The organism is Caulobacter sp. LjRoot300 (assembly GCF_964253875.1).
Taxonomy (GTDB): domain Bacteria; phylum Pseudomonadota; class Alphaproteobacteria; order Caulobacterales; family Caulobacteraceae; genus Caulobacter.
The window spans coordinates 881561-907923 of sequence record NZ_CAXUSA020000002.1 but is presented as its reverse complement, the minus strand read 5'-3'; the positions used below and the strand labels follow the sequence as shown (position 1 = coordinate 907923).

The following is a 26363-nucleotide window of genomic DNA, read 5'->3' as shown; positions in this document are numbered from 1 at the left end:
AGCCTTCCGATGTCCACGCTTCTGCTCCTGCCCGGCGACGGGATCGGCCCCGAGGTCTGCGCCCAGGTGCGCCGGGTGGCCGCCGCCCTCACGCCCGACCTGAACGTCGAGGAGCGGATCTATGGCGGAGCCAGCTACGACGCCCACGGCACGCCCCTGACCGACGAGGTCCGCGACGCGGCCCTGGCCAGCGACGCGGTGCTGATGGGCGCGGTCGGCGGTCCGCAATGGGCCAACGCCCCCCGCCACCTGCGCCCAGAAGCCGGCCTGCTGAACCTGCGCAAGGCGATGGACGTCTACGCCAACCTGCGCCCGGCCTATTGCTTCGAGGCCCTGGCCGACGCCTCCAGCCTCAAGCGCGACCTGGTCTCGGGTCTGGACATCATGTTCGTCCGCGAACTGACGGGCGGGGTCTATTTCGGCCAGCCGCGCGGCATCGAGGACCTGGGCGACGGCCAGAAGCGCGGCGTCGACACCCAGGTCTACACCACCGCCGAGATCGAGCGCGTGGCGCGGGTGGCCTTCGAGCTGGCCCGCGGCCGCGGCAATCGCGTGGCCTCGGCCGAGAAGTCCAACGTCATGGAAAGCGGCCTGCTGTGGAAGCAGGTGGTCACCGACCTGCACGCTCGCGACTATGCCGACGTCCAGCTGGAGCACATCCTGGCCGACAACTGCGCCATGCAGCTGGTCCGCGCCCCCAAGCAGTTCGACGTCATCGTCACCGATAACCTGTTCGGCGACATCCTGTCGGACGCGGCGGCCATGCTGACCGGCTCGCTGGGCATGCTGCCGTCGGCGGCGCTGGGCGCGGCGGGCAAGCCGGGCCTGTACGAGCCGATCCACGGCTCGGCGCCCGACATCGCCGGCAAGGGCGTGGCCAATCCGCTGGCCGCCATCCTGTCGTTCGAGATGGCCCTGCGCTGGTCGCTGAACCGCGCCGACGCCGCCGACGCCCTGCTGGCGGCGGTCAAGGCGGCGCTGGACGGCGGGGCCCGCACCCGCGACCTGGGCGGCGAGCTGTCGACGGCCCAGATGGGCGACGCGGTGCTGTCCCACCTAGGGCGTTGAAATATCGACGTTATGCTTAAAGCTCCCGCAACGTAACCTTAACGGTTCTCGCTGAAACCCTGCGCGTCGTTTTCAACAGCGGCGCGCGGGGCAAGCGATGCGGTTCCAGGACCTGAAGATCTCCACCAAGCTCGGAATCGCGTTCAGCGCGTTGATCCTGGCGTTCGTGGTCTCGTCCAGCGTCGTCTTCACCAGCCTGCAGAGCATCGACAAGGCCTCGACCTCCAGCCAGCGCAGCCTGGTCCTGGCCGGCCAGGCCGAGACGATGATGGGCCTGATCCTTGAGCAGCAGAACGCTCTGCGCGGCTACGCCCTGACCGACGACCCGGCCTTCGCCGAGGTCTACCAGGACAACGCCGCCGCGTTCGACAAGGCGCTGGACGCCTTCGAGACCAAGACCACCCAGGCCGCCCAGAAGGAACGCATCCAGCGGATGCGGACCGCCATGGCTGACTGGCGGCACGACGTCGCCGAGCCGACCCTGACGGCGATGAAGGACCCGGCGAGCAAGTCCCAGGCCGCCGGGCTGATCGGCAAGAAGAACCTGGACGACCTGCGCGCCCTGCGGGACGAACTGTCGAGCGCCGCCCTCGAGCGCGTGACGATCCGCGCCAAGGAACAGAAGGGCGCCATGACGCTGGCCACCCAGTCGCTGGTGGTCGGCGGACTGGCCGCCCTGGCCATCGCCGGCCTGATGGGCTGGCTGCTGTCGAGCACCATCGGCGCCCCGGTGTCGCGGATGACCGCCGTCATGCGCCGCCTGGCCTCGGGCGACAACGACGCCGAGGTCCCGGCCATCGGCCGCAAGGACGAGGTGGGCCTGATGGCCGACGCCCTGCTCAGCTTCAAGGACGCCGCCGTCGCCAAGGCGCGGCTGGAGGGCGAGACCGTCGAGCAGCGCCGGCTGACCGAGGCCGAGCGCGCCCAGCGCGAGGCCGAGAAGGCCGCCGAGGCCCAGGCCGACGCCGTCGCGATCGGCGCTCTGGCCCAGGCGCTGGACCGTCTGGCCAACGGCGACCTGACCCACCGCATCGCCGTCGACTTCGCCCCCAAGGCCGCCCAGCTGAAGTCCGACTTCAACACCGCCGCCGACCGCCTGCGGGACGCCCTGCGCGGCATCAACACCGCCACCGACGGCATCCGTTCCGGCTCGGAAGAGATCGCCAGCGCCTCGGACGACCTGTCGCGCCGCACCGAGCAGCAGGCCGCCAGCCTGGAAGAGACCGCCGCCGCTCTCGACGAAATCACCGCCACCGTGCGCAAGACCGCCGCCGGCGCCAACGAGGTCTCGGGCCTGGTGGCCAACGCCCGGACCGGCGCGGAGAAGTCCGGCCAGATCGTCAGCCAGGCCGTCAGCGCCATGACCGAGATCGAAACCTCCTCGCAGCAGGTGGCGCAGATCATCGGCGTGATCGACGAGATCGCCTTCCAGACCAACCTGCTGGCCCTGAACGCCGGGGTCGAGGCCGCCCGGGCCGGCGACGCCGGCCGAGGCTTCGCGGTCGTGGCGCAGGAGGTGCGGGCCCTGGCCCAGCGCTCGGCGGACGCCGCCAAGGAGATCAAGGGCCTGATCTCGACCTCGACCGCCCAGGTCGGGACCGGCGTCAGCCTGGTCGGCCAGACCGGCCAGGCCCTGCAGGCCATCGTCGACCAGGTCGCCTCGATCGACAGCCTGGTCAAGGAGATCGCCGCCTCGGCCCAGGAACAGGCGACCGGCCTGCACCAGGTCAACAGCGCCGTGAACCAGATGGACCAGGTGGTGCAGCAGAACGCCGCCATGGTCGAGCAAGCCACCGCCGCCACCCACTCGCTGAAGGGCGAGGCCGGCGAACTGGCCGCCCTGGTCGGCCGCTTCAGGGTCGGCGGCGAAGCCCCGCGCCCCGCCGCGGCCACCCCCGCCTCGCGTCCGGTCGCCAGCCCGGCGCGGGCGGTCCGGACCAAGGTCGCGGCCGCCTTCAACGGCAACGCGGCGCTCGCCTCGGACGGCTGGGAAGAGTTCTAGGATCGGCTTCTCGACCCTTCGACAAGGGCGGGGAAATTGATCGCTCCCTTTCTCTTCCGCCGGCCCTAAGCTGCTCCCAACGACAAGGGAGGAGCGCCCATGATCCCGGGCCTGATGCAGACCACGCCGCTGCTGGTCAGCGGCATCCTGCGCTATGTAGCCTCGGCCCATGGCGGGCGCGAGATCGTCTCCCGGCTGATCGACGAGCCCGTCTGGCGCTACGACTATGCGGGCCTTGCCCGGCGCGCGGCCCAGGCCGCCAACGCCCTGGCGGGGCTGGGCGTACGGTCCGGCGACCGCGTCACCTCCCTGGCCTGGAACACCCACCGGCACCTGGAGCTGTTCTACGCCGTCCCCGGCCTCGGCGCGGTGCTGCACACGGCCAATCCCCGGCTGTCGGACGAGCAGATCGCCTTCACGATCAACCACGCCGCCAGCGGCGTCCTGCTGTTCGACCGCAATTTCGTCGAGCTGGTCGCCCGCCTGGCCCCACGCCTGACGACGGTGAAGACCTTCGTCATGCTGTCCGACGCCGCGCGGACCCACGACGCCGGGGTCGGGGCGGTCTCGTACGAGACCCTGATCGCCAGCGAGGCCGGAACCATCGACTGGCCCGGACTCAAGGATGGGCTGGACGAGAACGCCGGCGCCTTCCTCTGCTACACCTCGGGCACGACGGGCGATCCCAAGGGCGTGCTCTATTCGCACCGCGCCGTGGTGCTGCACGCCATGGCCGGCGGCCTGGCCAGCGCCTTCGGCCTCTCCGCCTTCGACGTGGTGATGCCCTGCTCCAGCCTCTACCACGCCACCGCCTGGGGTCTGCCGTTCACCGCCCCGATCTGCGGGTCCAAGCTGGTGCTGCCGGCCGACAGGATGGACGGGGCGTCGCTGCACGAGCTGATCCAGGGCGAGGGCGTGACCTTCACCGGCGGGGTGCCGACGATCTGGACGATGTATCTGGCCTGGTTGGAGCAGGCCGATCAGCGGCCGGACAGCCTCAAGCGCGTGGTGATCGGCGGCAGCGCCGTGCCGCGCGCCATGGCCGAGACCTTCAAGACGAAATACGGCGTCGACGTGCTGCAGATCTGGGGCATGACCGAGACCTGCCCGATCGGCGTGGTCGCCACCCCGACCCCGTCCCTGGCCGCCCTAGGCGAAGACGCCCTGAACGACGCCATCTGGACCCGCCAGGGCCGGCTGCAGTTCGGAATCGAGCTGCGGATCGAGGCCGAGGACGGGACCGAAGCCCCCCGCGACGGCCAGACCTCGGGCGCCCTGAAGGTGCGCGGCCCCTGGGTGGTCCAGCGCTATTACCGCCAGGCGCGCGACGCGGCCGACGCCGAAGGCTGGTTCGACACCGGCGACATCGCCACCCTCGACGAGCACGGTTTCATGCGCATCACCGACCGCCAGAAGGACGTCATCAAGTCGGGCGGCGAATGGATCAGCTCGATCGACCTGGAGAACATCGCCGCCGGCTGTCCAGGCGTGAAGATCGCCGCCGTGATCGGCGTGCCGCACCCCAAATGGGAGGAGCGGCCGCTGCTGGTGATCGAGGCCCACGCGGGGGCGTCGGTGGCCAAGGCCGACGTGCTGGCCTACCTGGCGCCCCGGATCGTCAAGTGGTGGACGCCCGACGACGTGGTCTTCGCCGCCGTCCCTCTGACCGCCACGGGCAAGATCGACAAGAAGGTTCTGCGCGAGGCCTGGCGAGGCCATCTGATGGGGTAGGCGTTAAAACCTCAGCCGCCAGGTTTCCGAGACCAGCCCTTCGCCGAAGCCGTCGTAGGGCCAGCTGTCCTCGAGCTCGAAACCGGCGCGCTCATAAAGGCGGCGGGCCGGCAGCAGATTGCTCTGGGTCCAGAGCACCACCTCGCGATAGCCGGCGAAACGGGCGAAGCTCACGCATTCGGCCACCAGCCTGTCGCCGACGCCCAGGCCACGCGCCGAGGGCTCGACCAGCAGCAGGCGCAGGCGGCCGACCGTATCGCTCTCGCGGGCCAGCAGGATCGAGCCGACCGGCGCGCCCCGGTGCTCGGCGATCCAGCAGGCCTCGCGCGCCGGGTCGAAGCCCTTGATGAACTCGGCCACGACGCCGGCCACCAGCCCCTCGAACCGGGCGTCCCAGCCCTGTTCCGCCGCATACAGAAGGCCGTGCCGCTGGACGATCCAGCCATAGTCGCCCGGCCGGGGTCCGCGCAGGGTGATCATGACTCCAGCAGCGCCTTCAGCCGGGCTAGGTCGTCGGCGACCATGCCCTGATCGCGCTCGAACCTCGCCGCGTCCATGCCCGGAGCCCGGAACAGGGTCAAGGTGACCTCGGCGCCGTCGCCATTGGCCACCACTCGTAGGGGAATGCTGATCTCGGTCCCGTCCGGCAGGGTCACCCAATGGTCGAGCACGCCATAGGCGTTGGGCGGCGAGAACCGCACCTGGACGTCGCCGTCCGGCCCGTGGGCGATCCAGCGGTCGCCGTCGCGGGTCAAGCCCGCGCCAAGACCGGCCGTCCATCTGGGGAAGCTCTCGGGCTTGTGAGCGAAGTCGTAGACCTGGTCGGCCGGGCGGGCGATCGACACGGTGATCGGGCGGGCTTCGAACAGGATCATGGCTCAGGCCTCCACCGTCATCTGGGCCACCGTCATCTGGGTCTGGGTGACCACGGCCACCAGCTTGCCGCCCTCGCCCTCGACGCGGGTGGTCCAGACGCTGGACCGGCGCCCCACATGCAGCGGGGTCGAGACCGCCGTCACCGTGGTCCCGACCCGGGCGCCGCCGATGAAGTTGGTCTTGCTCTCCAGCGTGGTGGTGCGCATCCCGGCCGGCGTGCTCAGGAAGGCGCCCACCGCCCCAAGACTGTCGGCCAGCGCCATGGCCGCCCCGCCGTGCAGGACGCCGCCCGCGGTGCACAGGTCGGGCCGGACGACCAGCCGGCCTTCGACGCCATCGGGCGCAGCGTGGGTGATCTCCACGCCCATAAGGGCGGCGAACGGCAGCACCGAGATGTCGAAGGCGTCGGACAAGGCTCGTCTCCCTAGCGCAGCATCCCCCGGGCGATCATCGCCTGGCCGCCGAAATAGAGGAACCACACCGCCCACGCCGTCAACCGGGGCGAGCCGGCCAGTTTTGCCCCCTTGAACAGGTCGAACGACAGCACCGCGTCCGACGCCATGAAGGCCAGCGCCCCGACCGTGGCCGGCCAGCGCAGGCGCGGCAGCAGCAGGCTGGTCGAGACCATGGCCACGATGGCCAGAACATAGAGGACCACGGCGGGCTTCAGCGCGCCCAGCGACCGCCACAGCCGCGCCAGCATCGCGGCGGCGGCCAGCACGACCAGCGGCGCGACCGCCCAGAACGCCGCGCCCGCCGCCGGCCCTCGCTCGCGCCAGAACAGCAGCACATAGACCACATGGCCGGCCAGGAAGGCGGCCAGGCCGAACGGCAGCCAGCGCTTGGGATCGCCGGCCAGGAAGGCGTCGCCCACCGCGCACAGGGCCAGGGCGATGGCCAGGGACGACCCGCCGCCTTCCAGATAGGCCAGCACGGCCAGGGCGGCGACCGCCAAAGTCTTGACCAGGGTGCGCGGGAACGACGGCGGCCGCTGGACCAGCACCAGGCCGTACAGCGCCGCGCAGAGCCCGGCTGCGCCCCACAGCCAGGCCTCAGTCATCCGCGCCCAGCTTGGCGAGGAAGGTCCGGGCCTCGTCCTTGTGGCGCGGCTTCAGGTTCTTGCCGACGATGGCGATCAGGGCGGCGATGACGGCGGCGTCGTCGGTGAAGCCGATGGCCGGCAGCACGTCGGGGATCGCGTCGGTCGGCAGCACGAAATAGGCCAGGGCCGCCAGGATCATGCCCTTGGCGGCGGTCGGGGTGGTCGGATCCTTGGCGCACCACCACAGCGACAGGGCGTCGGCCGCGAACGGAACCTTGGAAACGACCTTGCGGATCTTCGGCCAGAAGCCGCGCGCCACGCGCTGCTCGTTGACCTTCACCGTGGCGGGCACGAGGGCCTTCTTCGGATCCAGCACCTCGCGGGCGTTCGCGTCGGGGTCGACGCCCTTCGGGTTGACGTCGGGGGATGGTTTGGCGTCTGCGCTCATCGGGGTAAACCGCTCCTCAAGGTCCAATTAAACGCAGGCTCTGAGGAAACGTCCATGAAACTCGATAGCACCGTCGCCGCCGTCGTCACCGGAGGAGCCTCGGGCCTCGGCGAGGCCACCGCCCGCGCCCTGGCCGCCCAGGGCGTCAGGGTCGCGATCTTCGACATGAACGAGGCCAAGGGCGAAGCGGTGGCCAAGGCGATCGGCGGCGTGTTCTGCAAGGTCAACGTCACCTCCGACGACGACGTCGACGCCGGCTTCGCCAAGGCCCGCGCCGCCCACGGCCAGGAGCGGGTCCTGGTCAATTGCGCCGGAACCGGCAACGCCATCAAGACCGCCAGCCGCGACAAGGCCACCGGCGAGGCCCGGCACTTCCCGCTCGACGCCTTCAACATGATCATCCAGATCAACCTGGTGGGCACCTTCCGCTGCATCGCCAAATCGGCCAAGGGCATGCTGGACCTTGAGCCTCTGGAGGACGGCGAGCGCGGCGCGATCGTCAACACCGCCAGCGTGGCGGGCGAGGACGGCCAGGTGGGACAGGCGGCCTATTCGGCCTCGAAGGGCGGGGTCATCGGCATGACCCTGCCGATCGCCCGCGACCTGATGAACGACGGCATCCGGGTCAACACCATCCTGCCGGGCATCTTCAACACCCCGCTGATGAACGGCGCGCCCGAGAACGTGAAGGCCGCCCTGGCCGCCTCGGTGCCCTTCCCCAAGCGCCTGGGCAATCCCGAGGAATACGCCCAGCTGGCCCTGACCATGATCACCTGCGGCTATTTCAACGGCGAGGACGTGCGCCTGGACGGCGGCATCCGCATGGCGCCGCGATAGGGAGCGCTTCCTTCTCCCCTTGCGGGAGAAGGTGGCCCGCGCAGCGGGTTGGATGAGGGGTCTCTCAAACGACAACCGCCGCGACCGGCCTTTCGGCTGCTCGCGGCGGCTCTGTCTTTCGACCCGTCGGCTTCGCCGACACCTTCTCCCGCAAGGGGAGAAGGAAGGATGCTACTTCGGCACGGGCCGCTGGATGCTCGGGGCCAGGTTGGCCATGATCTCGTGGGCGTCATAGGCCCGCGGATCGCCCGCCGGCTTGCGGCCCTTGTGCATGACAATCTCGGCGCTGGCCTCGAACTTCTCGATCGTGCGGACCTCGGTGCGATCGAAGAAGGGGTCGCCCCAGTAGGGATCCCAGGCGCGCCAGCCGCCGTAGCGGGGGCCGTAATAGCGCCAGGCCGGACGCCAGTAGCCGTAGCCGCCGCCGTAATAGCCGAACGGCCGGCCGAAGGGGTCGCTCTCGATCACGGTGCGGGCGTCGCGGTCGGTCCGGCGGTCGGCCGTCTCGAACCAGTCGTAGCCCTGCTGGGTGGTCAGCTCGGCGGCGCGATACAGCAGATAGCGCTCGACGGTCTCGCGCGAGGTGAGGCTGTTACCGGCGAAAGTCACGCGATAGCGGTCGCCTTCGAGCCGTTGCTCGGAGAAGCCGCCCGTCGCCTGCTGGCCCCGGACGTTCGGTTGATAGGGGGTGGCGGTGGCGCAGGCCGTCAGGAGGGCGGCGAGCGCCACGGCCGCGACCATCCCGGCCTTGCCGCCTATGGTCTTGCGTTTAGTCATGGCGCATTCCTTTACTCGGAATCTTTGGCGAAAAGACTCGTTTCGTCCCGTCAGTCTAATGCATGGCCCAGCTTTATGGTTTCGCCAAGGCCATTGCGTTTCAGCGATGAGATCAGCCCCGGGCCACGATCAGTCCGGCGGCGGTGATCAGCAGCACCCCGACCATGATCGCGAACCCCTTGCGAAAGCCCGGTTCGTTCATCCGCGACGCCAGCGCCGCGCCCCCCAGGCCGTAGCTGCTCATGCTGATCAGATCCATGCCGATGGTCGCGACGGCGAACATCAGAAGTTGCGGCGCGAGCGGTCGCTGGACGTCGATGAACGGCGGCAGCACGGCGGTGAAGAACAGCAGGATCTTGGGATTGGCGATCTGCACGGTAAAGCCGTCGCGGAACGCCGAGCGGCCCATGCGGAACGATCGGTGGGCCTGGGCCTCGCCGCCCGGATCCTTCAGGCCCGACCCGATCGACTTCAGCCCCAGCCAGACCAGATAGGCCGCCCCGGCCAGGGCCAGCAGGTGGAAGGCCCTGGGGAAGGCGATGATCAGCGCGCCCAGTCCCAGGGCCGAACAGCCGAACCAGACCAGGGTGGCGGTGTTCATGCCCGCCACGCCCAGCAAGGCCGCGCCCTTGCCCCTCTGCATGCCGGTGGCGATGGCGAACAGGTTGGCCGGCCCCGGGGTGATGGCCATGACGAACATGGTCACCAGGAAGGCGCTGTAGCGGGCGGGATCGACGGGCAGGATCATGGCGCGACCCTCATAGCCAAGCCTCGCCCGGTGAACCAGACGGTAGCTAGGCCCCGACCGTCGCCAGCACCCAGATGACCCGTCCCAGGGCGCCGAACAGCAGGACCGCCGTCGCCAGGGCCTGGATGATGAAGCCGGCCTCGCGCTTGCCCGGATCGGCCACGTAGCCCAGGGCGTAGACGATGCGCCCGACGATCCAGACCACGCCGAGGACCGCGGCGACCAGGTCGCTCCAGTAGATCGCGAACAGCCACAGCGACGTCAGGAACAGCGGCAGCCACTCCAAGGTGTTGGCCTGTACGCGGATGTGGCGCTCCAGGACGGGATCGCCGGTCATGGTCGGGGCGTGGATGCCGCACTTGCGCCGGGCCCCGCCGATGCGGAAGGCCATCCAGACATAGACCAGCAGCGCGGCGATCGTGACGATCGCGACCCAGGAATGCGGTTGCATGCGCGTTTCTCCCCTGGCCCCGTGAAGCGGAGCCTTGTCCCGAGATTACACCCCAGTTCGCGGCGGTTTGCACGCTAAACGGGCGCCCGACGATCCCTGGGGAACCGCCCCAGGCGGCATGCGCTCTTCTGTCAGACGACCCCCATGCGGAGACCTTGAGCCATGCGTGTCGACTCCACCGCGATCCGGCGAATCGACTACGAGCCCGAGCACGGCAAGCTGTTCGTCACCTTCATCGACGGCGACGAATACGTCTATGTCGGGGTGCCGGCGCGGGTGACAGAGGCGTTCGAGCGGGCGCCGTCGAAGGGTCGGTTCTTCCAGCGGATGATCCGCGACCGGTATCCCTACAATCGGGTCTGACGCCCTTTCCTCGGCCGCGTTGCAACGCTAGATCGTAACGCCTGATCGGACGGGGGCGACGAGATGATGCGGGCGAGGATCGCCTCGATGCTGGGCTTGGCCCTGGGCTTGGTCTTGAGCTTGGGCGGGGGCCCGCTCGCCGGTCCCGCCCAGGCCGCGCCGCGCGTCGGCTACAAGGTCGAAGGGACCTGCGACGGCTGGCCTCGCCTGGCCATCGAGGCCGCGGCGGGCATGTGCGCGGGCCTGGTGCTCGGCCCAGTCCCCGGCGCCTTCGCGGGCCGCCAGCTGCGCCTGCCCCGCACCCTGGTCCAGCTGGACGGACAGACCTGGCTGGTCGCCGACCTCGCCGACTGGACCCGGCCGCGCGGCGTGATCTGGAAGCTGACCGCCGCCCCCGGCCAGCCCGTGCAGTTGCAGCCGTTGCTGACCGGCCTATCGCTGCCGCACGGCCTGGCGACCGGTCCCGACGGCCTGGTCTATGTCGGCGAGATGAGCCGGATCTTCCGCTTCGACCCGCGCGCCGCCGATCCAGCCGCCACCGTCCAGGAGGTGATCACCGGCCTGCCCGACAACAAGCTGCACGACAACCGCCACCCGCTGTCGCAGTTCGTGTTCGCCGCCGACGGCGCCTTGCTGGTCAATGTCGGCGCGCCGTCGGACCAGTGCCTGGACGCCAACGGCGCGCGGGTCGGGACCGACCGTTGCGACCAGTCGGAGGGCCAGGAGGCCACGGCCGGGATCCGCCGCTACGCCCGCCTCGCCCCCGGCCGCTGGGATCCGAAGTTCACGATGCTGGCCCGCGGCCTGCGCAACTCGGTGGCCCTGGCCGTGCATCCCTCGGGAACGGTCCTGCAGGCCGAGAACAGCTACGATTTCGCCGACCGCTGGAGCCCGTTCGAGGAGGTCAACCGCATCGAGGCGGGCCGGCACTACGGCTGGCCCTACTGCCAGGACCTGGCGACGCCGACCGCGGGCTGGGCCGGCGCCATGGACTGCGCGTCCAGCGCCCACACCCGGCCGGTCGCCTTGCTGCCGCCCCACGTCGCTCCGCTGGCCATGACCTGGTACCAGGGCGCGATGTTCCCCGGCCTCAGGGGCAAGCTGCTGATGAGCTGGCATGGCTATCGTTCGACCGGCGGACGCCTGGTCGCCTTCGCGGTCGACGCCCAGGGCGTACCGTTGACGCGGTTCAAGGCGACCTATCCGACCTATCCCAGCGGATCGCGGCCGTTCGGCGCCGGGCCCGCCGCCCTGGCCCAGGTGCTGACGCCGGGCTGGGGCCGCGTGGAGGACGTGCGGCCGCAGGGAACGCCCGTCGGGATCACCGTCGCCGCCGACGGCGCCATCTGGGTCGCCGACGACAAGAACGCCAGCCTGATCCGCTTCGCCGTCGATCGTCCCTAACCGGAACGGGCCGCTCTCCGCCGCGTTCGGCCCGCATGGCCGCGACGGGAACCCACAACAGCTCGACCACCGTGGTCTACGCGGCCTTGGCCGGCAACCTGGCCATCGCCGCCACCAAGTTCGTCGCCTTCGCCCTGACCGGTTCGTCGGCCATGCTGACCGAGGCCATCCACTCCAGCGTCGACACCGGCAACCAGGGCCTGCTGCTGCTGGGCCTGGCCCGGGCCCGCAAGCCGCCCAGCCAGACCCACCCGTTCGGCCACGGCATGGAGGTCTATTTCTGGGCCTTCGTCGTGGCCCTGCTGATCTTCGCCCTGGGCGGCGCCTTCTCGATCTACGAGGGCCTGCTGAAGATCGCCCGACCCGAGCCGATCGAACGGGCCTGGATCAACTTCCTGGTCATCGGCCTGGCCGTGCTGTTCGAGGGCGGCTCGTTCCTGGTGGCCTGGAAGGCGTTCAAGGTCGTCCGCAAGGGCACGCCGTTCTTCCGCGCCATCCGCGGCAGCAAGGACCCGTCGATCTTCGCGGTGCTGCTGGAGGACGGCGCGGCCCTGGCCGGCCTGGCGATCGCGGCGCTGGGCGTGGCCGGCTCGGCGATCCTGGGGATCGCCTGGGCCGACGGCGCGGCCTCGGTGGCCATCGGCGTGCTGCTGGTCGGGGTGGCGATCTTCCTGGCCAACGAGACCCGCAGCCTGCTGACCGGCGAGTCGGCCTCGCCGCGCATCGTCGAGGCGGTGCGCGACATGCTGGCCGCCGACCCTCGCATCGACACCGTGGCCGAGGTGCTGAGCATGCACCTGGGCCCCAGCGAGATCCTGCTGGGCGTGACGCTCGACTTCCACGACGCCCTGACCGCCGGCGAGATCGAGGACGCCGCCGACGACTTCGCGGCCCGTATCCGCGCGATCGATCCGCGGATCACCCGGGTGTTCGTCCGCTCCGGCCGGGCCCGCGCCGCCTATGCGCGGCCGTTGGAGCCCAATAGAGGTCCGTCTTCCCGGTGAGAGCGGAGGCAAGGAGGGCTCTAGGTGTAGTCCTTCAGGCGAACGGATCTCGGAACTGTCGGCCCGCCAAGCGGATTCCTTTTGGCAAAGGAGGATGTCATGGCCGACAATCCGCAGGGCCGCGCCCGGGTCAACGTCGACGAGCCGCACGAGCCGGCCTGCTGGACCGGCAGGTTCGGCGTCTCGGCCGACGCCACCGAGCAGGCGCTGAGGTCGCGCCGCGACAAGGTGTGAGGCAGGGCCGGTGCGCTACTTCTTCCAGCTCAGCGACGGCCATGTGCTGACCGACGACGAGGGCGAGGTGTTCGACGACCTCGACTCGGCCAAGGTCGAGGCGGCGCGGATCGCCGGCGAGTGGTTGCGCGACAACGCCGACGAGTTCGCCCACGACGGGACCTTGCTGGTCGAGGTTCTGGACGAACGCCGCGCGGTGCTGGCCACGGTCGCCGTCGAGGCCAACGCCCCGACCGGGACGGTGCACTGAGGCCCCGTCCCGGTCAGGTCGCGGGCCTGGTCAGAGAATGAAGTCCGACGTCGTCAGGCCGTGGGCGCCGGCCAGCTCGAGGATCGACGAGGCCTGGCCGCTGTTGTCGGTATAGAGCAGCACCACCGTGCGGTCGCCCTGGGCGTCGTAGAACATCGCCATGTCGCCGGCATGGCCGGTCTGGTTGTTCAGGGTGAAGCCCTGGTCGCCGGCCAGGCCGGTGTTGGCGTCGATCCCCGACAGGTCGATCCGGTCGCCCGCCCCGAAGTCGAGGATGACGTCCCGCGCGGTCGGGGCGGAGTCCGAGCTCGCGGCGAACACGAAGGTGTCGGCGCCGAAGCCGCCGGCCAGCAGGTCCGCCCCGCCGCCGCCGGTGATCACGTCCGCCCCCGCTCCGCCGACCAGGCTGTTGGCGAACTGCGAGCCGGTCAGGGTCACGCTCGCCGTCGCGCCCGAGGCGTCGACGTTCTCGAAGCTGGAGACATAGGTCGCCCCGGCGATCTGGCTGCCGGACAGGTTGGCCAGGTTGACGACCGCCCCGACCTTCAGCACCAGGGTGTCGCGGCCCGCGCCGCCGTCGATCACGTAGTCGGCCGCGTCGTAGACGATCCTGTCGTCGCCCTCGCCGCCGCGCTGTTGGTCGCCGTCGGCCCCGCCGTCGAGGACGTCGTTCCCCGCCCCGCCGGCCAGGCTGTCGAAGCCCGCGCCGCCGACCAGGACGTCCGCGAACGCCCCGCCCGTCAGGCTGTTGTTGTAGGCCGAGCCGGTCAGGGTCACGCCGGCCGTCGCGGCCGAGGCGTCGACGTCCTCGAAGCCCGCCACATAGGCCCCGCCCGCCACCTGGCTGGTCGACATGTTGGCCAGGTTGACGGCGGCGCCGACGTTCAGGATCAGCGTGTCGCGGTCCGCCCCGCCGTCGATCACGTAGTCGGCCGCGTCATAGACGATCCGGTCGGCCCCCGCGCCGCCGCGCTGGTAGTCGCCGTCCAGGCCGCCGTCGAGGAAGTCGGCCCCGGCCCCGCCGGTCAGCGTGTCGTAGCCGGCCAGCCCCCTCAGCGTGTCGGCACCGTCGCCGCCGTCGATCACGTCCTTGAGCAGCCCGCCGGTATAGGTGGTGTCCTTGCCGGCCGCGTCGGTGAAGCTGTTGACCTGCCACAGCCCGCCTGACAGGACGCGGTTGTCGCCGGCCTCGCCCACCGTGAGGCTGACGGTGATCGGGGCGGTGAAGCCGCCGTGGCCGTCCGAGGCGGTGTAGGTGAAGCTGTCGACCACCGACTGGCCGGCGGCCAACTGGTCGAAGGCGTCGGCGTCGGCCACGTAGCGGACCTGGCCGTTCTCGAGGCTGATCGAGGCGCCCAGGGCCGACTTGGCGCCCGACAGGGCCGCGATGACCAGGCCGTCCAGGTCGACATCGTGGTCGTTGGCCAGCACGTCGACCAGGATCGAGGCGTCCTCGGCCACGGAAGCGGTGTCGGCCGCGCCGACCGGGGCGTCATTGACCGCCGCGACGCCCAACTGGACCGTCACCACGCCCGACACCCCGCCGAACGCGTCGTGCGCGGTGTAGGTGAAGCTGTCGCCGCCGTTGTAGTCGGCGTTGGCCGTGTAGACGAACGAGCCGTCGGCGTTGAGCACCAGCGTGCCGTAGGTCGGGCCCTGGCCGAGCACGGCGCTGAGGGCGTCGCTGTTGGCGTCGCTGTCGTTGGCCAGCACGCCATGGGCCGCGTCGACGGTCAGGACCGCGTCCTCGTCGACCGTGAACACGCCATCCAGCGTCGCCACCGGGGCGGTGTTGATCGACAGCAGGGCCAGGATCGCGTCGTGGTCGGTGGGCTGGTCGATCGCCGCCTGGCCGGTGTTGAGGTGGACGTTGTCGAACACCGCCCCGTCCTTCAGGCTTTGCGAGACCAGCAGGTTGTCGATCTGCTGGGCGTTGCCCTCGAAGATGTAGGAGTAGCGCTCCTCGGGGGTCAGGGTCCGGGCCAGGTTGTAGAGGTCGCCATTAGCCTCCAGCAGGGTCAGGGTCTGCTCGTAATAATAGCCGTTGAAGTCGCCCATTACCGCGACATGGGCGTCCGGGTCGGCGGCCAGCAGGCCCTGGACGTAGTCGCGCACGGCCGTGGTCTGGTCGACCCGGCGGTCGTCGCCGTTGGTGACCGCCGGCTGGTTGGCGCCGAACAGCGGGTCGCTGCCGCCGCGCGAGTAGTTGTGCACGTCGATGGCCGTGACGGTCTCGCCGTGGAACACGAACTCGGCGGCCAGCGGGTTACGGCTGTTGTGGAAGGCGTCGGTGGTCCCGGTGGTGTCCTGGATCAGCCGGGCCGAGCCCTCGACATAGTCCACCCGGTCCTCGCGATAGAGGAAGGCGCTGCGGATGTTGCCGTTGCTCTGGCCGCCGGTGCTGTTGGGCGTGGTCGGGGCGACCTCGACCCAGCTGTAGTGCGGGCCGCCGGCCGCCTCGATGGCCGCCACCAGCTTGTTCAGGGTCGCCGCGCCGCTGAGGTCCGAACCGGTCCCGATCCCGTCGGAATCCTGGATCTCCTCGACCCCCAGGATATCGGGCGCGCCCAGGTTATGGGCGATGTCGGCGGCCAGGGCCGCGAACTTGGCGTCCGGGTCCAGCGGCGAGATGTTTTCCAGGTTGTAGGCGCCGATCGCCAGGTGGCTGGCGTCGCCGGCCAGGCTGGTGGTCTCCAGCGGCACGGGACCGTTGCTGGTGGTGTTCTGGACCGAGGTCGCCAGCACCTCGTACTCGCCGCCGAAATAGCTGACCACGCCGGTGACGTCGCCCAGATGGTCGCCCAGCACGTAGCCGGCCGAGAAGCCCGGGTTCACGCCGCTGTCGGCATAGACCAGGATCCGCTCGGGATTGTTGTCGCCGTCCGAGACGGTGACGCCGCCGCGGTCGTTCAGGCCGGTGGCGTCCGCGCCGTTGTCGGCCACCACCCAGGTCTGGCCCTGGTAGGTCGAACCGGTCGCCTGGGCGTTGTGGACGGTGACCAGCATGCCCTCGATCGACTCGTAGAAATCGACGCCGTCCGTGGCCGGATCGAAGCTGCCCAGATGGTCGTCGTCGATCACGGTGTTGGGGATGGCGCGGCCGCCCGCGCCCAGCACGGTGGCGGCGACCGTCCCGGTGCCGATCACGCTGACGGTCGGGGCGGCGATCTCGGTGATCGACAGGTTGCTGGCGACGCCGCCGTTATATTCGTCGACCGTGCCAGTCACCTGCACCAGGTCGCCGACATGGACCGTGGGGATGGCGTTGGTGAACACGAAGACGGCGTCCGAGGTGGCGTCGTTGCCGTCGCCGAAGGCGTCCTGGATCCAGAAGCCGCGCGAACCGGTGGTGTCGATGGCCGTCACCACCCCCCGGGTCGAGACCATCTGGCCGTCATAGGCCGAGACGTGGCCGGCGCCCTGGATGTCGTAGATCGCCACCGGGGCGAAGTCGTCGTTGACGATGGCGCCCTGGCCGACCGCGTCGACCAGGGCCGCCGCGCCGCTGGTGACCACCAGGTTGGAAAGATTGACCGTGAAGGTCTCGTTCGGCTCGGCCGTCACGTCGCCGTGGATCGTCACCGACACGGTCTGGCTGGCCGGACCGCCGGCCGCGAAGGTCAGGGTCCCGTGGGTCTCGGCGTAGTCGGTCCCGGCCTGGGCCGAGCCGTCATGGGTGGCGAAGTCGACCGTGAAGGCGCCGGTGGTGTCGGTGCGGGTGACCGTGAAGGTCATCACCTGGTCGCCGGGTTCGCCCTCGGCCAGGGTGACGTCGCTGATCGAGACATTGGCGCTGGGCACGCCGCCGTCGGTGACCGTGAAGCCGGTCTTGTAGGGAACCGGCACGCCGTCATCGAGCGTCCAGTTGGCCGAATTGCCGATGGCCGACAGGATCTCGGCCTTGGTCCCCGTGGTCGCGCCCACATAGGCGCCGTTGTCGGCCCCGAAGGCCAGGGCCGTGCTGCCCGTCGCCAGGCCGGTCGGGACGGCCGAGGTGTTGGAATTGGTCGCGTCGCCGGCGTAGGTCGTGTTGCCGTCGGCGAAGTCCAGGGCGAACAGCGGCGTCGCCGACGGGCCCGAGCCCTGGTAGGCGATGATCTGGTCGCCCGAGGTCGAGGGGTTCAGCGAGCCGGTCAGGCCCGTGACGGTGATCACCGTGCCCGCCGCCGCGCCGCCGGCTCCGGCCGTATAGGTGTAGACGCCCTCGCCGGCCCGGAACCCGCCCGCCGCCAGCCAGCCGCTGTCAGTGAAACTGATCACCGTGCCGGCCTCGACCGCCTGCAGCAGCACGAACGAGAACGACTTGCCGGCGGTGTCGGCGCTGTAGCCGATCAGGGCGAGATCGCCCGCGGTCAGGGTGGTCATGGGTTTCCTCCGAAGGGGGTCTTGTTCTGGGCGGTCGCCGCTGAGGTCCAAATCTGGGTGAGCCGATTGTTCTAGACGCTTTCAGCAAGCCCACGATCTCGATCCAGCCTAGAAGCGCTCGATGACAGGACGATGTCGAAGTTTTCAGCACTTCGCAATCGAGAGATCATGGTTTTGCTTTGATGAATTGATTTCATGGACTTATAGCAGAAAAAAAGTCGTGACGTTATTTGTTAGATCTGCATACGTCATGCCGATAGTCTTCCAGATCAAGATTGATCGAGAGTCCGCTCGAAGCGCCGCCATTTCGAATATCTTCGATGCGCCAAGCGGAACGACAACTCGCCACGGGCTTCCCGACGCCTCGAAACCCACCGCGAAGATTGCAACTGGTTGCGGCTCGCCTCGATCCAGAAGGAAATTCTTACTTACTTATTCATTAACGGGCGCGAGCGGGGCGCCGCACCGACGCTCGATGAATCGGCGCCGGTGATCGGGCCGGGGACGCGCTCTCACGGCAGGGGGACGGCCGGTTTGCAGGGCGTTAGTCGTGCGTGCGTGTCCCCAACGGACCCGCTGAGCTTGGTGTTGAAGTCTCGTGACGCCGTGGATACGGGTGGGGACATGCACTCACCCAGACGCCGTGAATCGATCCGCAAGACCTTGCCGTGAGAGCACGTCCCCGGCTTGCGCTCGGCGTTCAGCGAACAAACTCCGGCGATTTCAACGCCCTGAACTTTCTCGACCCAATTCTGTCCTCACCCTCCCAGACCGCCCTTATCCTGTCCTCACCTCGTCGCAGGGAAAGGGCGCATGGCCAGCGACCGATGCGGCGGCGGGGGGCGATCGAGCGGGACTGGGCTGGAGGGGGTTACTCCAGCGTGTCCGGGGAGCCTGGCGTTGCAGGCCCCGCCCGCCGTCGGCGTCGACCGGGGACAAAGCGCGAGTATGCCCATAGGCCCGCGCCCCCGGCGTCCGGTTTCTCCCGAAAGGGATCGAGACCGGGTCCGGCTAAGCCTCAACAGGGCTGCCCACCGGACGCTGGCGGATAACGACCGCGCGGAGCGAGCGGCTTCGTCGAAACGGTAACAACTTAAAGAACTCCGGACGATGTCCGGCGCTCCGCGTCCCTTTCCGATAGCTCAGCGGCCAGCCGCGTGAGGCGGCGAAGCCGCGCCAATCAGATCCTCCCCCTGTGGGGGAGGTGTCGGCGCAGCCGACGGAGGGGGGAGTGATCGGCCGATGGCCACAATCCGGATCGACGACCTCAAAACTCCCCCCACCGATCGCTGCGCGATCGCCTCCCCCACAGGGGGAGGAGCGTCGAAAAGCGGTCCGGGGGGGCAAATGAGCACCACGCCAAGGATCCCGGCATGTCGCCCCCCCCCTCACGAACACCCGTCGTTAAGCCGCCAGCGCTACAGTCTCCCGCCATGAGCAACCGTCCTTCCTCCGCCGGGGTCACCCCCGAACAGCTGGCGACCCTCAGCCACGAGTTCCGCACCCCGCTGAACGGCGTGCTGGGCATGGCGCGGCTGCTGGAAGGCACGCGGCTGACCGCCGAACAGCGGGCCTATGTGGGCGCCCTGCGCGAAAGCGGCGACCACCTGCTGTCGCTGGTCAACGATGTGCTGGACTTCGCCCGCCTGGGCGCCACGGCCATCGAGCTGCACGCCGCCCCGGTCGACGTCGAGAACCTGCTGCGCCAGGTGGCCGAGCTGCTCAGCCCCCGCGCCCACGAAAAGGCCATCGAGATCGCCTGGGCCGCCGCCCCCGGCCTGCCGACGATCCTGGCCGACGAGGGCCGCCTGCGGCAGGTGCTGCTGAACTACGCCGGCAACGCCATCAAGTTCACCGAAACCGGCGGCGTGCTGCTGAGCGCCGAGCGGGTCGCCGACGGCCGCCTGCGGTTCAGCGTCCGCGACACCGGGCCGGGCGTCGCCCCCAAGGCCCGCGCCGCGATCTTCGAGGCCTTTGTCCAGACCGACCCCTCGCACCAGGCCCAGCTGGGCGGGGCGGGTCTGGGCCTGGCCATCGTCGCCCGGCTGGCCGGCGCCATGGGGGGCGAGGCCGGGGTGGGCGGCGAGCTGGGCCAGGGCGCCGACTTCTGGTTCGAGGCCCCGTTCGAAGTCGCGTCCACCGCGCCCGCGCCGGCCGACCTGCCGCTGGCGGGTCGCACAGTCGCCATCGCCTCGCCCAACGCCATGGTCCGCGAGGCGGCGATCCGCCAGGTTCGGGCCAGCGGCGGCCAGGCCTTGTCTGGCGAGACCGTCGCCGTCGCCCTGAAGGGCGCTCCGGCCGACGCCGTCCTGCTGCTGGACGCGGCGCCCATAAACACAAAGGGGGCCGGTCCGCGCGGCGCGCTGAAGGCCCCGGCCGGCCGCGCCTGCGTGGCCCTGCTGACCCCCGACCAGCGCGACCGCATCCCCAAGCTGAAGGCCGCCGGCCTGGGCTACCTGATCAAGCCGCTGCGCCGGGCCTCGCTGATCGCTCAGGTGCTGGCGGCGCGCCCTGCCACCAAGATCCAGGTCGTCGAGACCACCGCTTCGACCGCCCACGAGGACGACCGCATCGCCCCGGCCGCCGCCCCCGGCGTCCGCGTGCTGCTGGCCGAGGACAATCCGATCAACGCCCTGCTGGCCCGCGCCCTGCTGGAGCGCGAGGGCTGCAAGGTGGATCGCATCGCCAGCGGCGACGAGGCCGTCTCGGCCCTGTCGCGCGGCTTCTACGACCTGATCCTGATGGACCTGCGCATGCCCGGCCTGAACGGCCTCGAGGCGACCCGGGCCCTGCGCGAGCGCGGCGTGACCACGCCGATCGTCGCCCTGACCGCCGACGCCTTCGACGAGGACCGCCGCGCCTGCCTGGCGGCCGGCATGAACGACTTCCTGGCCAAGCCGCTGACCCCCTCGGCCCTGCGCGGCGTGCTGACCAACTGGGCCCATCTTGGACAGAGCGGCCTCGGCTGGACGAAAGCCGCGACGCGCGCCAAGGTCGCCGGCTGATGCGGGGGCGTTTCCCCCGAAGGGGCGACGCCGCATGACCGACGAAACTCAGGCCAAGGCCCCGCCGCCGAAAAAGACCCTCCTCCAGACCCTGGCCTTCTTCGGCGAGCGCCGCAGCCTGGTGATGCTGGGCCTGGGCTTCGCCTCGGGCCTGCCCTTCATGCTGATCTTCGACACCCTGTCGCTGTGGCTGCGGGACGCGGGGCTGTCGCTGGCGGTGATCGGCTTCTTCAGCCTGGCGACCCTGTCGTTCTCGTTCAAGTTCCTGTGGGCCCCGCTGATCGACCGCACCAAGGTGCCGGTCCTGCACGGCCTGGTCGGCCACCGCCGGGCCTGGATGCTGGTCTGCCAGGCGGTGATCATCCTGGGCCTGCTGGCCATTTCCGGCGTCAATCCCGCCGCGAACCTGCCGCTGATGGCCGCCATCGCGGTGATCGTCGGCTTCGCCACCGCCACCCAGGACATCGTCATCGACGCCTGGCGGATCGAGGTGGTCGACACCGACCGCCAGGGCCAGATGGCCGTGGCCGTGCAGTGGGGCTATCGCGGCGCGATGATCATGGCCGGCGCCGTGCCGCTGCTGCTGGCCGAGCGGTTCGGCTGGAACATCTCCTACCTGGTCATGGCCGGGGTCATGCTGGTCGGGGTGGTCTCGACCCTGCTGGCCCCGCGCGAGCGGGCCCACGCCATCCGGCCGATCCACACCGACGGGGTCGCCCAGCCCAAGGCGCTGGAGATCCTGGAATGGCTGGCCCGGCTGGCGATCCTGATGGTCGGGGCCCTGCTGGTCGGCTCGGGCCTGTCGGGCGACGCCAGCCTGCTGTCCAACATCGTCGGCGGCGACGCCCTGGCCGAGGCCTGGAAGGCCAAGCCCAATGGCGTCTGGCTGCAACTGGCCGGCGTGCTGGCGGGCCTGGGGGTCATCGTGGTCGCCGCCTGGCCAATCCCCAAGGTCAAGACCAAGCCCGGCGTCTATCTGTCGACGGCGCTCTACGCGCCGCTCAAGGACTTCCTGACCCGCTTTTCGGGCGTGGCCGGCCTGATCCTGGCGGCGATCTGCGTCTACCGGGTCTCGGACTTCGTGCTCAACATCATGAACCCTTTCTACCGCGACATGGGCTTTTCCCTGACCGAGATCGCCGAGATCCGGAAGGTGTTCGGCATCATCGCCTCGATGGCCGGGGTGTTCCTGGGCGGGGTGGTCGTCGCCCGGTTCGGCCTGATGCGGGCCCTGATCGTCGGCGCCTTCGCCCAGCCGATCAGCAACCTGATGTTCGCCCTCTTGGCGATGAGCGGCCACGACGTGCCGATGCTGTTCGCCTCGATCTGCATCGACAACATCGCCGGCGGCGTCGCCGGCACGGCCCTGATCGCCTACATGTCCAGCCTGACCACGGCGGGCTTCACGGCCACGCAGTACGCCCTGTTCTCGTCGCTCTACGCCCTGCCGGGCAAGCTGATCGCCTCGCAGTCGGGACGGATCGTCGAGGCCTCGGCCCTGGCGGCGGAGGGCGGCGGCCCGATCGGCGCGCTGAAGGCCCTGTTCACCCGCCTGCCGCCCGAGAGCTTCACGGCCGCCGGCGCCAAGCTGGGAGTCAGCGCCCCGGCCATGGCGGCCGGCTACACGGCCTTCTTCATCTACACGGCGCTGATCGGCGTCGTGGCCATCGCCCTGTCGTTCCTGGTCGCGGTGCGCCAGCCCAGACACATGGCCGCCAAGGCGGCCGCGGAGGTGGAGGTTTCGGTCTAGGGCGTATCGACGCTCAATGCCTGAGACAAAACCTCGTCCTTCGACAAGCTCAGGATGAGGTTTTTCTAACGCTGAGACCCATCAATGGTCCTCATCCTGAGCCTGTCGAAGGACGAGGACCACGCACCAAGCGTGAAGGCAGTTCGCCTCAGGTCTCGCTCTTGAGGCACACCACCTGGGCCACGCGCAGGTCGCGGCGCAGGCCGTCGGCGACGCGGCCGTAGTTCTCGGTGGTGATCGCCTCGCCCAGGGCGAAGCTGGCCGGTCGCCGGCGGCTCTGCCGGAGCAGGTCGTCGACGGTCTCCTGGGCCGTCGTGTAGATCCGGCCCCGGCGCGGCGACTCCGCCACCGTCACGCCGATCACCCGGCCGGCGCTGTCCAGGGCCGGGGCGCCCGACAGGCCCGACAGGGTGCCCTTCAGATTGCCGGTGCGACCGACCTCGGCCCAGACCAGCACCGGCTCGACCCGCGCCCCGCGCCCCCGGATGACCAGGTTCTCGCGGCCCAGCAGGCGCGAGGTGACCTCGCCGGGATGGCCTTGCGGGAAGCCCGGGTGATAGGCCCGCTCGCCCCGGCGCGGCGGCTCGCCCATGCCCCGCAGCGGCACGGCGGGCGCCCCGCCCACGGTGGTCAGGATGGCGGCGTCGCCTGTGGGGTCCAGGGTGATGCGGGCGGCCACGCCCCGGCCGTCGGCCACGACGATCGCCGCCTCGCGGCAGCCGTCGACCACGTGCCGGGCGGTCAGCCACGAGCCGCCGTCGTCGACCGAGAAGGCCGTGCCGCTGCCGGGCTGGCCCTTTTCGGGCACCTGGACGACGACGGACGGATCGAACGGCGAGGCCGGACCCAGCGGCAGGCCCTCGCCGCCCGGGACCGGCGGCGGCGGCGGCGGGGCGTCGGAGCGCTCCTGCCGCCCCACGGCCACGACCAGCAGGGCGGCCACCACCGCCCCGTAGATCAGCCAGTCCGGAAGCTTCGGAAAATTCACGGTGCGCCCCGCTCGCCTGGCCGTCAGCCGGCGACCGCGGCGGCCAGGATCAGGGCGGTGGCGAGCTTGGCCCCGACCAGCAGGGCGGCGGCGGCGACCTCGCCCTCGTTGATCCGCTCGGGCAGGCCCTTGAGCAGCATGTCAGTGACGCGGAAGACCAGCAGCTGCACGGCGATCGTCGAGACGCCCCACAGCACGATCTCCAGCGGCGACACCGAGGCGCGCAGCGAGGTGGCCAGCGGAATGGCCAGGCCGACCATCACCCCGCCCAGCGACAGGGCGGCGGCGGCGTTGCCCTCGCGGATCAGCTTGATCTCCCGATGCGGGGTCAGCAGGGCGTACAGCGCCGTGCCCACCACCAGCATCACCAGGGTGATGGCGGCGTGCATCAGGGTCAGCGGCAGGCCGCTGGCGAAGGCCTGGATCTCGGGCGACTGGAGCTGAGACGGCATGAAGACGGTAATCCCCGAACTTGAGGGACGCATTGCTAGCACGGGACCGAGCGCCGTGCGTAGGGGGCTGGGGATGCGGTCGACGACGGACCCATGCGGCGCATCGTCCGCGACAGCGCCGCCGGAGCCGTTGGACGCGCCGACCTCGCGACGACAGCTTGAACCAGGACCTGCGTCAGAGGGGAAGAAGCATGGCGGTTCACCGCAAGGACCTGGGCTGTCTGGCCGTCATACTGGCGCTCGGCCTTTGCACGACCGTCCACGCCGAGCCAGCCGGACATATCACCGGCGTCGGGGGTGTTTTCGTCAAGAGCAAGGACCCCAAGGCCCTGGTCCGCTGGTATCGCGACGTACTGGGCGTGCCGCTGGAATCCTGGGGCGGGGCGACGCTCGCCTACGATGCGCCCGGACACCCGCCGGCCGTCGTCTGGAACGCCGTTCCGAACACGAGCGGCTACATGGGCCCGTCGACCCGCGAGTTCATGATCAACTTCGCCGTCGACGACCTGGACGCCTATCTCGCCCGCCTGAAGGCGAAGGGCGTGGCCGTCCTCAAGCGTGACGACAGCGATCCGACCGGCAAGTTCGCGTGGATTCTCGATCCGGACGGCACGAAGATCGAACTCTGGCAGCCCAAGGCCGACTGATCGGGCTATTGCTCGAAGCTCACCACCGACCAGCCATAGGCCCGGATCCGCCAGAGGCCGTCTTCGAGCATCAGCACGAACGACCAGCCGCCGTGCTCGTCGAAGGCCTTGCCGTCGCGAACCCCGGTCCAGCGGGTGGGCAGGGAGAAGTAGACGGTGTCGCCCGTCCGTCCGAAATCCTGGGGCGGGCCGAACCTATGCCGAAGATCGCCGACCGCCCCGACATGGCGCGCCATCAGGCCGCGCCAGCGCGCCAAGCCGTCCTGGCCGGTGAAGACGTGCGGCGGGAAGTTCTCGAGGATGACCAGGTCGCCAGTCGAGAACACGCCCTCCAGGACGCCCTCGTCGGCCGTTTCCAGGAATCGCGCCAGCGCTTCGGGGCCCGCCATCATGGCGGTGTCGGGACCGGACGGGCCCGCCGGCTCCGGCATCTAGGCGGCCGCCTCGTCCTCGTCGTCGTCCAGCACGCCGGCCATGGCGGCCATCGACAGTTTGCGCATCGCCGAGGCGCGGACCTTTTCGCTCTCGCTCTTCAGCTGGCCGCAGGCGGCCAGGATGTCGCGGCCGCGCGGGGTGCGGATCGGCGAGGAGTAGCCGGCCTTGTTGAGGATCGCGGCGAAGGCCTCGATCGCGGCCCAGTCGGAGCACTGGTAGTCCGTGCCCGGCCAGGGGTTGAACGGGATCAGGTTGACCTTGGCCGGGATGCCCTTGATCAGCTTGACCAGGGCCCGGGCCTCGTCGGGACTGTCGTTGACGCCCTTGAGCATCACGTATTCGAACGTCACCCGCCGGGCGTTGCTGAGGCCTGGATAGGCGCGGATGCCGGCCATCAGCTGGTCCAGCGGATACTTCTTGTTCAGCGGCACCAGTTCATCGCGCAGGGCGTCGTTGGTGGCGTGCAGGCTGATGGCCAGCATGGCCTGGGTCTTCTCGCCCAGGGCCTCCAGTTGCGGGACCACGCCGGAGGTCGAGACCGTGATCCGGCGGCGCGAGATGGTGATGCCCTCGTTGTCGCTGATGATCTCGATGGCGTCGGCCACCTGGCCCAGATTGTAGAGCGGCTCGCCCATGCCCATGAACACGATGTTGCTCAGCAGGCGGTCTTCCTTGTCGGACGGCCATTCGCCCAGGTCGTCCTTGGCGATCTGCACCTGGGCGACGATCTCGGCGGCGGTCAGGTTGCGAACCAGGGCCTGGGTGCCGGTGTGGCAGAAGCTGCAGTTCAGGGTGCAGCCCACCTGGCTGGAGACGCACAGGGCGCCGACCCGGCCGACCGACGGGATGTAGACGGTCTCGACCTCGATACCCGGGGCCATGCGGATTAGCCACTTGCGGGTGCCGTCCTTGGACACCTGGCGCTCGACCACCTCGGGGCGGGCGATCGTGAAGTGCTCGGCTAGGCGCGCCCGGGTCTCCTTGGCCACGTCGCTCATCTGGGCGAAGTCGGTGATCCCGCGGTGATGCACCCAACGGAAGATCTGGGTGGCGCGCATCTTGGCCTTGCCGTGCTCGACCACGCCGCTTTCGGTCAGGGCGGCGACCATCTGCGGCCGCGTCAGGCCCGACAGGTTGATCAGCGGCTTGGGAGCATCGACGGCGGGCGCGACGCGGGACAGGTCGAGGGTGACGCTCAAGGGGCGGTCCAGGGGCAAGACATTTCGGGGTCGAGGCGAGGATATAGCAGCTCTCGCGGCTTTTTCCAAAAGGACGGGGCGTCGCGGCCCCAGACGCTCGACGCTCGGGCCCGCGCCTCATTCCATGCGCCTTTCGATCCTGCGGGATCGCCAAAGCCCGGGGAGGCTGCATGAAGTCCCGCTTGCTGGCCGCTTGAAACCGACCTGAACGGCGCCGACCGAAGGCGGAATGATTTACCATCGTCGTTTGCGGCCCGTTCACCGTCTCCAGCGATAATGCCTGTTCT

At 69.9% G+C, this 26363-nt stretch carries 25 protein-coding genes; 12 read left to right on the top strand and 13 right to left on the bottom strand.

The features are described 5' to 3' along the window. The first annotated feature begins 9 nt into the window (after positions 1-9). The 3 genes from leuB to ACSQ2G_RS09530 all read left to right on the top strand — a co-directional run bounded on the left by leuB (position 10) and on the right by ACSQ2G_RS09530 (position 4801). A complete protein-coding gene (gene leuB / locus ACSQ2G_RS09540) occupies positions 10-1068 on the top strand; it encodes a 3-isopropylmalate dehydrogenase (protein WP_436030284.1) in 1059 nt (352 codons plus the stop codon). Between the two features lie 97 nt (positions 1069-1165). Then, complete coding sequence (locus ACSQ2G_RS09535) at positions 1166-3070, top strand: methyl-accepting chemotaxis protein (protein ID WP_436030282.1); 1905 nt, start codon at positions 1166-1168, stop codon at positions 3068-3070. Positions 3071-3169: 99 nt separating this feature from the next. Beyond that, positions 3170-4801 carry a long-chain fatty acid--CoA ligase gene (locus tag ACSQ2G_RS09530; protein ID WP_436030280.1) on the top strand — a complete coding sequence of 544 codons (1632 nt, stop codon included), beginning with the start codon at positions 3170-3172 and terminating at the stop codon, positions 4799-4801. 3 nt (positions 4802-4804) lie between these two features. On the opposite strand, the gene ACSQ2G_RS09525 is transcribed toward ACSQ2G_RS09530, so the two are convergent. Genes ACSQ2G_RS09525 through ACSQ2G_RS09505 form a run of 5 tightly spaced genes read right to left on the bottom strand, consistent with a single transcriptional unit; the run spans position 4805 to position 7167 of the window. Next, entirely contained in the window at positions 4805-5281 is a 477-nt protein-coding gene (locus tag ACSQ2G_RS09525; protein WP_436030278.1) for a GNAT family N-acetyltransferase, read from the bottom strand. After that, complete coding sequence (locus tag ACSQ2G_RS09520; protein WP_436030276.1) at positions 5278-5676, bottom strand: SRPBCC family protein; 399 nt, start codon at positions 5674-5676, stop codon at positions 5278-5280. The genes ACSQ2G_RS09525 and ACSQ2G_RS09520 overlap by 4 nt, the downstream gene beginning before the upstream one ends. Before the next feature lie 3 nt (positions 5677-5679). Next, positions 5680-6090, bottom strand: coding sequence for a PaaI family thioesterase (locus ACSQ2G_RS09515; RefSeq protein ID WP_436030275.1), 411 nt, complete (start codon positions 6088-6090; stop codon positions 5680-5682). Between the two features lie 11 nt (positions 6091-6101). Next, on the bottom strand, positions 6102-6737 hold the full coding sequence (locus ACSQ2G_RS09510) for a lysoplasmalogenase family protein (RefSeq protein WP_436030274.1): 636 nt from the start codon (positions 6735-6737) through the stop codon (positions 6102-6104). Continuing rightward, the gene (locus tag ACSQ2G_RS09505) at positions 6730-7167 is read right to left on the bottom strand and encodes a YkvA family protein (protein WP_310082915.1); all 438 of its coding nucleotides are present in this window, start codon (positions 7165-7167) and stop codon (positions 6730-6732) included. Before ACSQ2G_RS09505 ends, ACSQ2G_RS09510 begins: the two co-directional genes overlap by 8 nt. 54 nt (positions 7168-7221) lie before the next feature. Here ACSQ2G_RS09505 and ACSQ2G_RS09500 point away from each other — a divergent pair, with 54 nt between their 5' ends. Beyond that, entirely contained in the window at positions 7222-8004 is a 783-nt protein-coding gene (locus tag ACSQ2G_RS09500; protein WP_436030273.1) for an SDR family NAD(P)-dependent oxidoreductase, read from the top strand. 171 nt (positions 8005-8175) lie between these two features. Here the strand turns inward: ACSQ2G_RS09500 and ACSQ2G_RS09495 are convergent, their stop codons facing one another. The 3 genes from ACSQ2G_RS09495 to ACSQ2G_RS09485 form a co-directional block, all read right to left on the bottom strand. Beyond that, complete coding sequence (locus ACSQ2G_RS09495) at positions 8176-8781, bottom strand: CC0125/CC1285 family lipoprotein (RefSeq protein WP_436030272.1); 606 nt, start codon at positions 8779-8781, stop codon at positions 8176-8178. Between the two features lie 112 nt (positions 8782-8893). After that, positions 8894-9529 (bottom strand): LysE family translocator, encoded by a 636-nt coding sequence (locus ACSQ2G_RS09490; RefSeq protein ID WP_436030270.1) that lies wholly within the window; start codon positions 9527-9529, stop codon positions 8894-8896. A 46-nt stretch (positions 9530-9575) separates the two neighbouring features. After that, complete coding sequence (locus tag ACSQ2G_RS09485) at positions 9576-9980, bottom strand: MAPEG family protein (protein WP_436030269.1); 405 nt, start codon at positions 9978-9980, stop codon at positions 9576-9578. A 162-nt stretch (positions 9981-10142) separates the two neighbouring features. Here ACSQ2G_RS09485 and ACSQ2G_RS09480 point away from each other — a divergent pair, with 162 nt between their 5' ends. The 5 genes from ACSQ2G_RS09480 (at position 10143) to ACSQ2G_RS09460 (ending at position 13235) form a co-directional block, all read left to right on the top strand. Next, entirely contained in the window at positions 10143-10343 is a 201-nt protein-coding gene (locus tag ACSQ2G_RS09480; RefSeq protein ID WP_436030267.1) for a KTSC domain-containing protein, read from the top strand. A gap of 87 nt (positions 10344-10430) precedes the next feature. Beyond that, positions 10431-11747, top strand: a complete 1317-nt coding sequence (locus tag ACSQ2G_RS09475; RefSeq protein WP_436030266.1) for a PQQ-dependent sugar dehydrogenase — start codon at positions 10431-10433, stop codon at positions 11745-11747. A gap of 35 nt (positions 11748-11782) precedes the next feature. Further along, complete coding sequence (locus ACSQ2G_RS09470) at positions 11783-12751, top strand: cation diffusion facilitator family transporter (protein WP_436030264.1); 969 nt, start codon at positions 11783-11785, stop codon at positions 12749-12751. A 99-nt stretch (positions 12752-12850) separates the two neighbouring features. After that, positions 12851-12985 (top strand): DUF3606 domain-containing protein, encoded by a 135-nt coding sequence (locus ACSQ2G_RS09465; RefSeq protein ID WP_436030262.1) that lies wholly within the window; start codon positions 12851-12853, stop codon positions 12983-12985. A gap of 10 nt (positions 12986-12995) precedes the next feature. Further along, the gene (locus ACSQ2G_RS09460) at positions 12996-13235 is read left to right on the top strand and encodes a DUF6894 family protein (RefSeq protein WP_436030261.1); all 240 of its coding nucleotides are present in this window, start codon (positions 12996-12998) and stop codon (positions 13233-13235) included. Between the two features lie 30 nt (positions 13236-13265). Here the strand turns inward: ACSQ2G_RS09460 and ACSQ2G_RS09455 are convergent, their stop codons facing one another. After that, a complete protein-coding gene (locus ACSQ2G_RS09455; RefSeq protein ID WP_436030259.1) occupies positions 13266-17600 on the bottom strand; it encodes an Ig-like domain-containing protein in 4335 nt (1444 codons plus the stop codon). Positions 17601-19033: 1433 nt separating this feature from the next. On the opposite strand from ACSQ2G_RS09455, the gene ACSQ2G_RS09450 reads away from it, so the two are divergent. Together ACSQ2G_RS09450 and ACSQ2G_RS09445 are read left to right on the top strand one after the other, a co-directional pair. After that, complete coding sequence (locus tag ACSQ2G_RS09450) at positions 19034-20605, top strand: response regulator (RefSeq protein ID WP_436030257.1); 1572 nt, start codon at positions 19034-19036, stop codon at positions 20603-20605. Between the two features lie 34 nt (positions 20606-20639). Beyond that, entirely contained in the window at positions 20640-22355 is a 1716-nt protein-coding gene (locus ACSQ2G_RS09445) for an AmpG family muropeptide MFS transporter (RefSeq protein ID WP_436030255.1), read from the top strand. 148 nt (positions 22356-22503) lie between these two features. Here the strand turns inward: ACSQ2G_RS09445 and ACSQ2G_RS09440 are convergent, their stop codons facing one another. Further along, the gene (locus tag ACSQ2G_RS09440; RefSeq protein ID WP_436030253.1) at positions 22504-23343 is read right to left on the bottom strand and encodes a S1 family peptidase; all 840 of its coding nucleotides are present in this window, start codon (positions 23341-23343) and stop codon (positions 22504-22506) included. A 23-nt stretch (positions 23344-23366) separates the two neighbouring features. After that, positions 23367-23795 (bottom strand): DUF350 domain-containing protein, encoded by a 429-nt coding sequence (locus ACSQ2G_RS09435; RefSeq protein ID WP_436030251.1) that lies wholly within the window; start codon positions 23793-23795, stop codon positions 23367-23369. A 191-nt stretch (positions 23796-23986) separates the two neighbouring features. On the opposite strand from ACSQ2G_RS09435, the gene ACSQ2G_RS09430 reads away from it, so the two are divergent. After that, positions 23987-24442 (top strand): VOC family protein, encoded by a 456-nt coding sequence (locus ACSQ2G_RS09430; RefSeq protein ID WP_436030250.1) that lies wholly within the window; start codon positions 23987-23989, stop codon positions 24440-24442. 5 nt (positions 24443-24447) lie between these two features. On the opposite strand, the gene ACSQ2G_RS09425 is transcribed toward ACSQ2G_RS09430, so the two are convergent. Next, positions 24448-24873 carry a hypothetical protein gene (locus ACSQ2G_RS09425; protein WP_436030248.1) on the bottom strand — a complete coding sequence of 142 codons (426 nt, stop codon included), beginning with the start codon at positions 24871-24873 and terminating at the stop codon, positions 24448-24450. Next, a complete protein-coding gene (gene rlmN, locus ACSQ2G_RS09420; protein ID WP_436030246.1) occupies positions 24874-26076 on the bottom strand; it encodes a 23S rRNA (adenine(2503)-C(2))-methyltransferase RlmN in 1203 nt (400 codons plus the stop codon). Between the last annotated feature and the right edge of the window lie 287 nt (positions 26077-26363).

Bases quoted from the DNA above. Each gene is read 5' to 3' on its own strand.
- leuB (WP_436030284.1), top strand. From the start codon at position 10: ATGTCCACGCTTCTGCTCCTGCCCGGCGACGGGATCGGCCCCGAGGTC.
- ACSQ2G_RS09535 (WP_436030282.1), top strand. From the start codon at position 1,166: ATGCGGTTCCAGGACCTGAAGATCTCCACCAAGCTCGGAATCGCGTTC.
- ACSQ2G_RS09530 (WP_436030280.1), top strand. From the start codon at position 3,170: ATGATCCCGGGCCTGATGCAGACCACGCCGCTGCTGGTCAGCGGCATC.
- ACSQ2G_RS09525 (WP_436030278.1), bottom strand. From the start codon at position 5,281: ATGATCACCCTGCGCGGACCCCGGCCGGGCGACTATGGCTGGATCGTC.
- ACSQ2G_RS09520 (WP_436030276.1), bottom strand. From the start codon at position 5,676: ATGATCCTGTTCGAAGCCCGCCCGATCACCGTGTCGATCGCCCGCCCG.
- ACSQ2G_RS09510 (WP_436030274.1), bottom strand. From the start codon at position 6,737: ATGACTGAGGCCTGGCTGTGGGGCGCAGCCGGGCTCTGCGCGGCGCTG.
- ACSQ2G_RS09505 (WP_310082915.1), bottom strand. From the start codon at position 7,167: ATGAGCGCAGACGCCAAACCATCCCCCGACGTCAACCCGAAGGGCGTC.
- ACSQ2G_RS09500 (WP_436030273.1), top strand. From the start codon at position 7,222: ATGAAACTCGATAGCACCGTCGCCGCCGTCGTCACCGGAGGAGCCTCG.
- ACSQ2G_RS09495 (WP_436030272.1), bottom strand. From the start codon at position 8,781: ATGACTAAACGCAAGACCATAGGCGGCAAGGCCGGGATGGTCGCGGCC.
- ACSQ2G_RS09490 (WP_436030270.1), bottom strand. From the start codon at position 9,529: ATGATCCTGCCCGTCGATCCCGCCCGCTACAGCGCCTTCCTGGTGACC.
- ACSQ2G_RS09485 (WP_436030269.1), bottom strand. From the start codon at position 9,980: ATGCAACCGCATTCCTGGGTCGCGATCGTCACGATCGCCGCGCTGCTG.
- ACSQ2G_RS09480 (WP_436030267.1), top strand. From the start codon at position 10,143: ATGCGTGTCGACTCCACCGCGATCCGGCGAATCGACTACGAGCCCGAG.
- ACSQ2G_RS09475 (WP_436030266.1), top strand. From the start codon at position 10,431: ATGCTGGGCTTGGCCCTGGGCTTGGTCTTGAGCTTGGGCGGGGGCCCG.
- ACSQ2G_RS09470 (WP_436030264.1), top strand. From the start codon at position 11,783: ATGGCCGCGACGGGAACCCACAACAGCTCGACCACCGTGGTCTACGCG.
- ACSQ2G_RS09465 (WP_436030262.1), top strand. From the start codon at position 12,851: ATGGCCGACAATCCGCAGGGCCGCGCCCGGGTCAACGTCGACGAGCCG.
- ACSQ2G_RS09455 (WP_436030259.1), bottom strand. From the start codon at position 17,600: ATGACCACCCTGACCGCGGGCGATCTCGCCCTGATCGGCTACAGCGCC.
- ACSQ2G_RS09450 (WP_436030257.1), top strand. From the start codon at position 19,034: ATGAGCAACCGTCCTTCCTCCGCCGGGGTCACCCCCGAACAGCTGGCG.
- ACSQ2G_RS09445 (WP_436030255.1), top strand. From the start codon at position 20,640: ATGACCGACGAAACTCAGGCCAAGGCCCCGCCGCCGAAAAAGACCCTC.
- ACSQ2G_RS09435 (WP_436030251.1), bottom strand. From the start codon at position 23,795: ATGCCGTCTCAGCTCCAGTCGCCCGAGATCCAGGCCTTCGCCAGCGGC.
- ACSQ2G_RS09430 (WP_436030250.1), top strand. From the start codon at position 23,987: ATGGCGGTTCACCGCAAGGACCTGGGCTGTCTGGCCGTCATACTGGCG.
- ACSQ2G_RS09425 (WP_436030248.1), bottom strand. From the start codon at position 24,873: ATGCCGGAGCCGGCGGGCCCGTCCGGTCCCGACACCGCCATGATGGCG.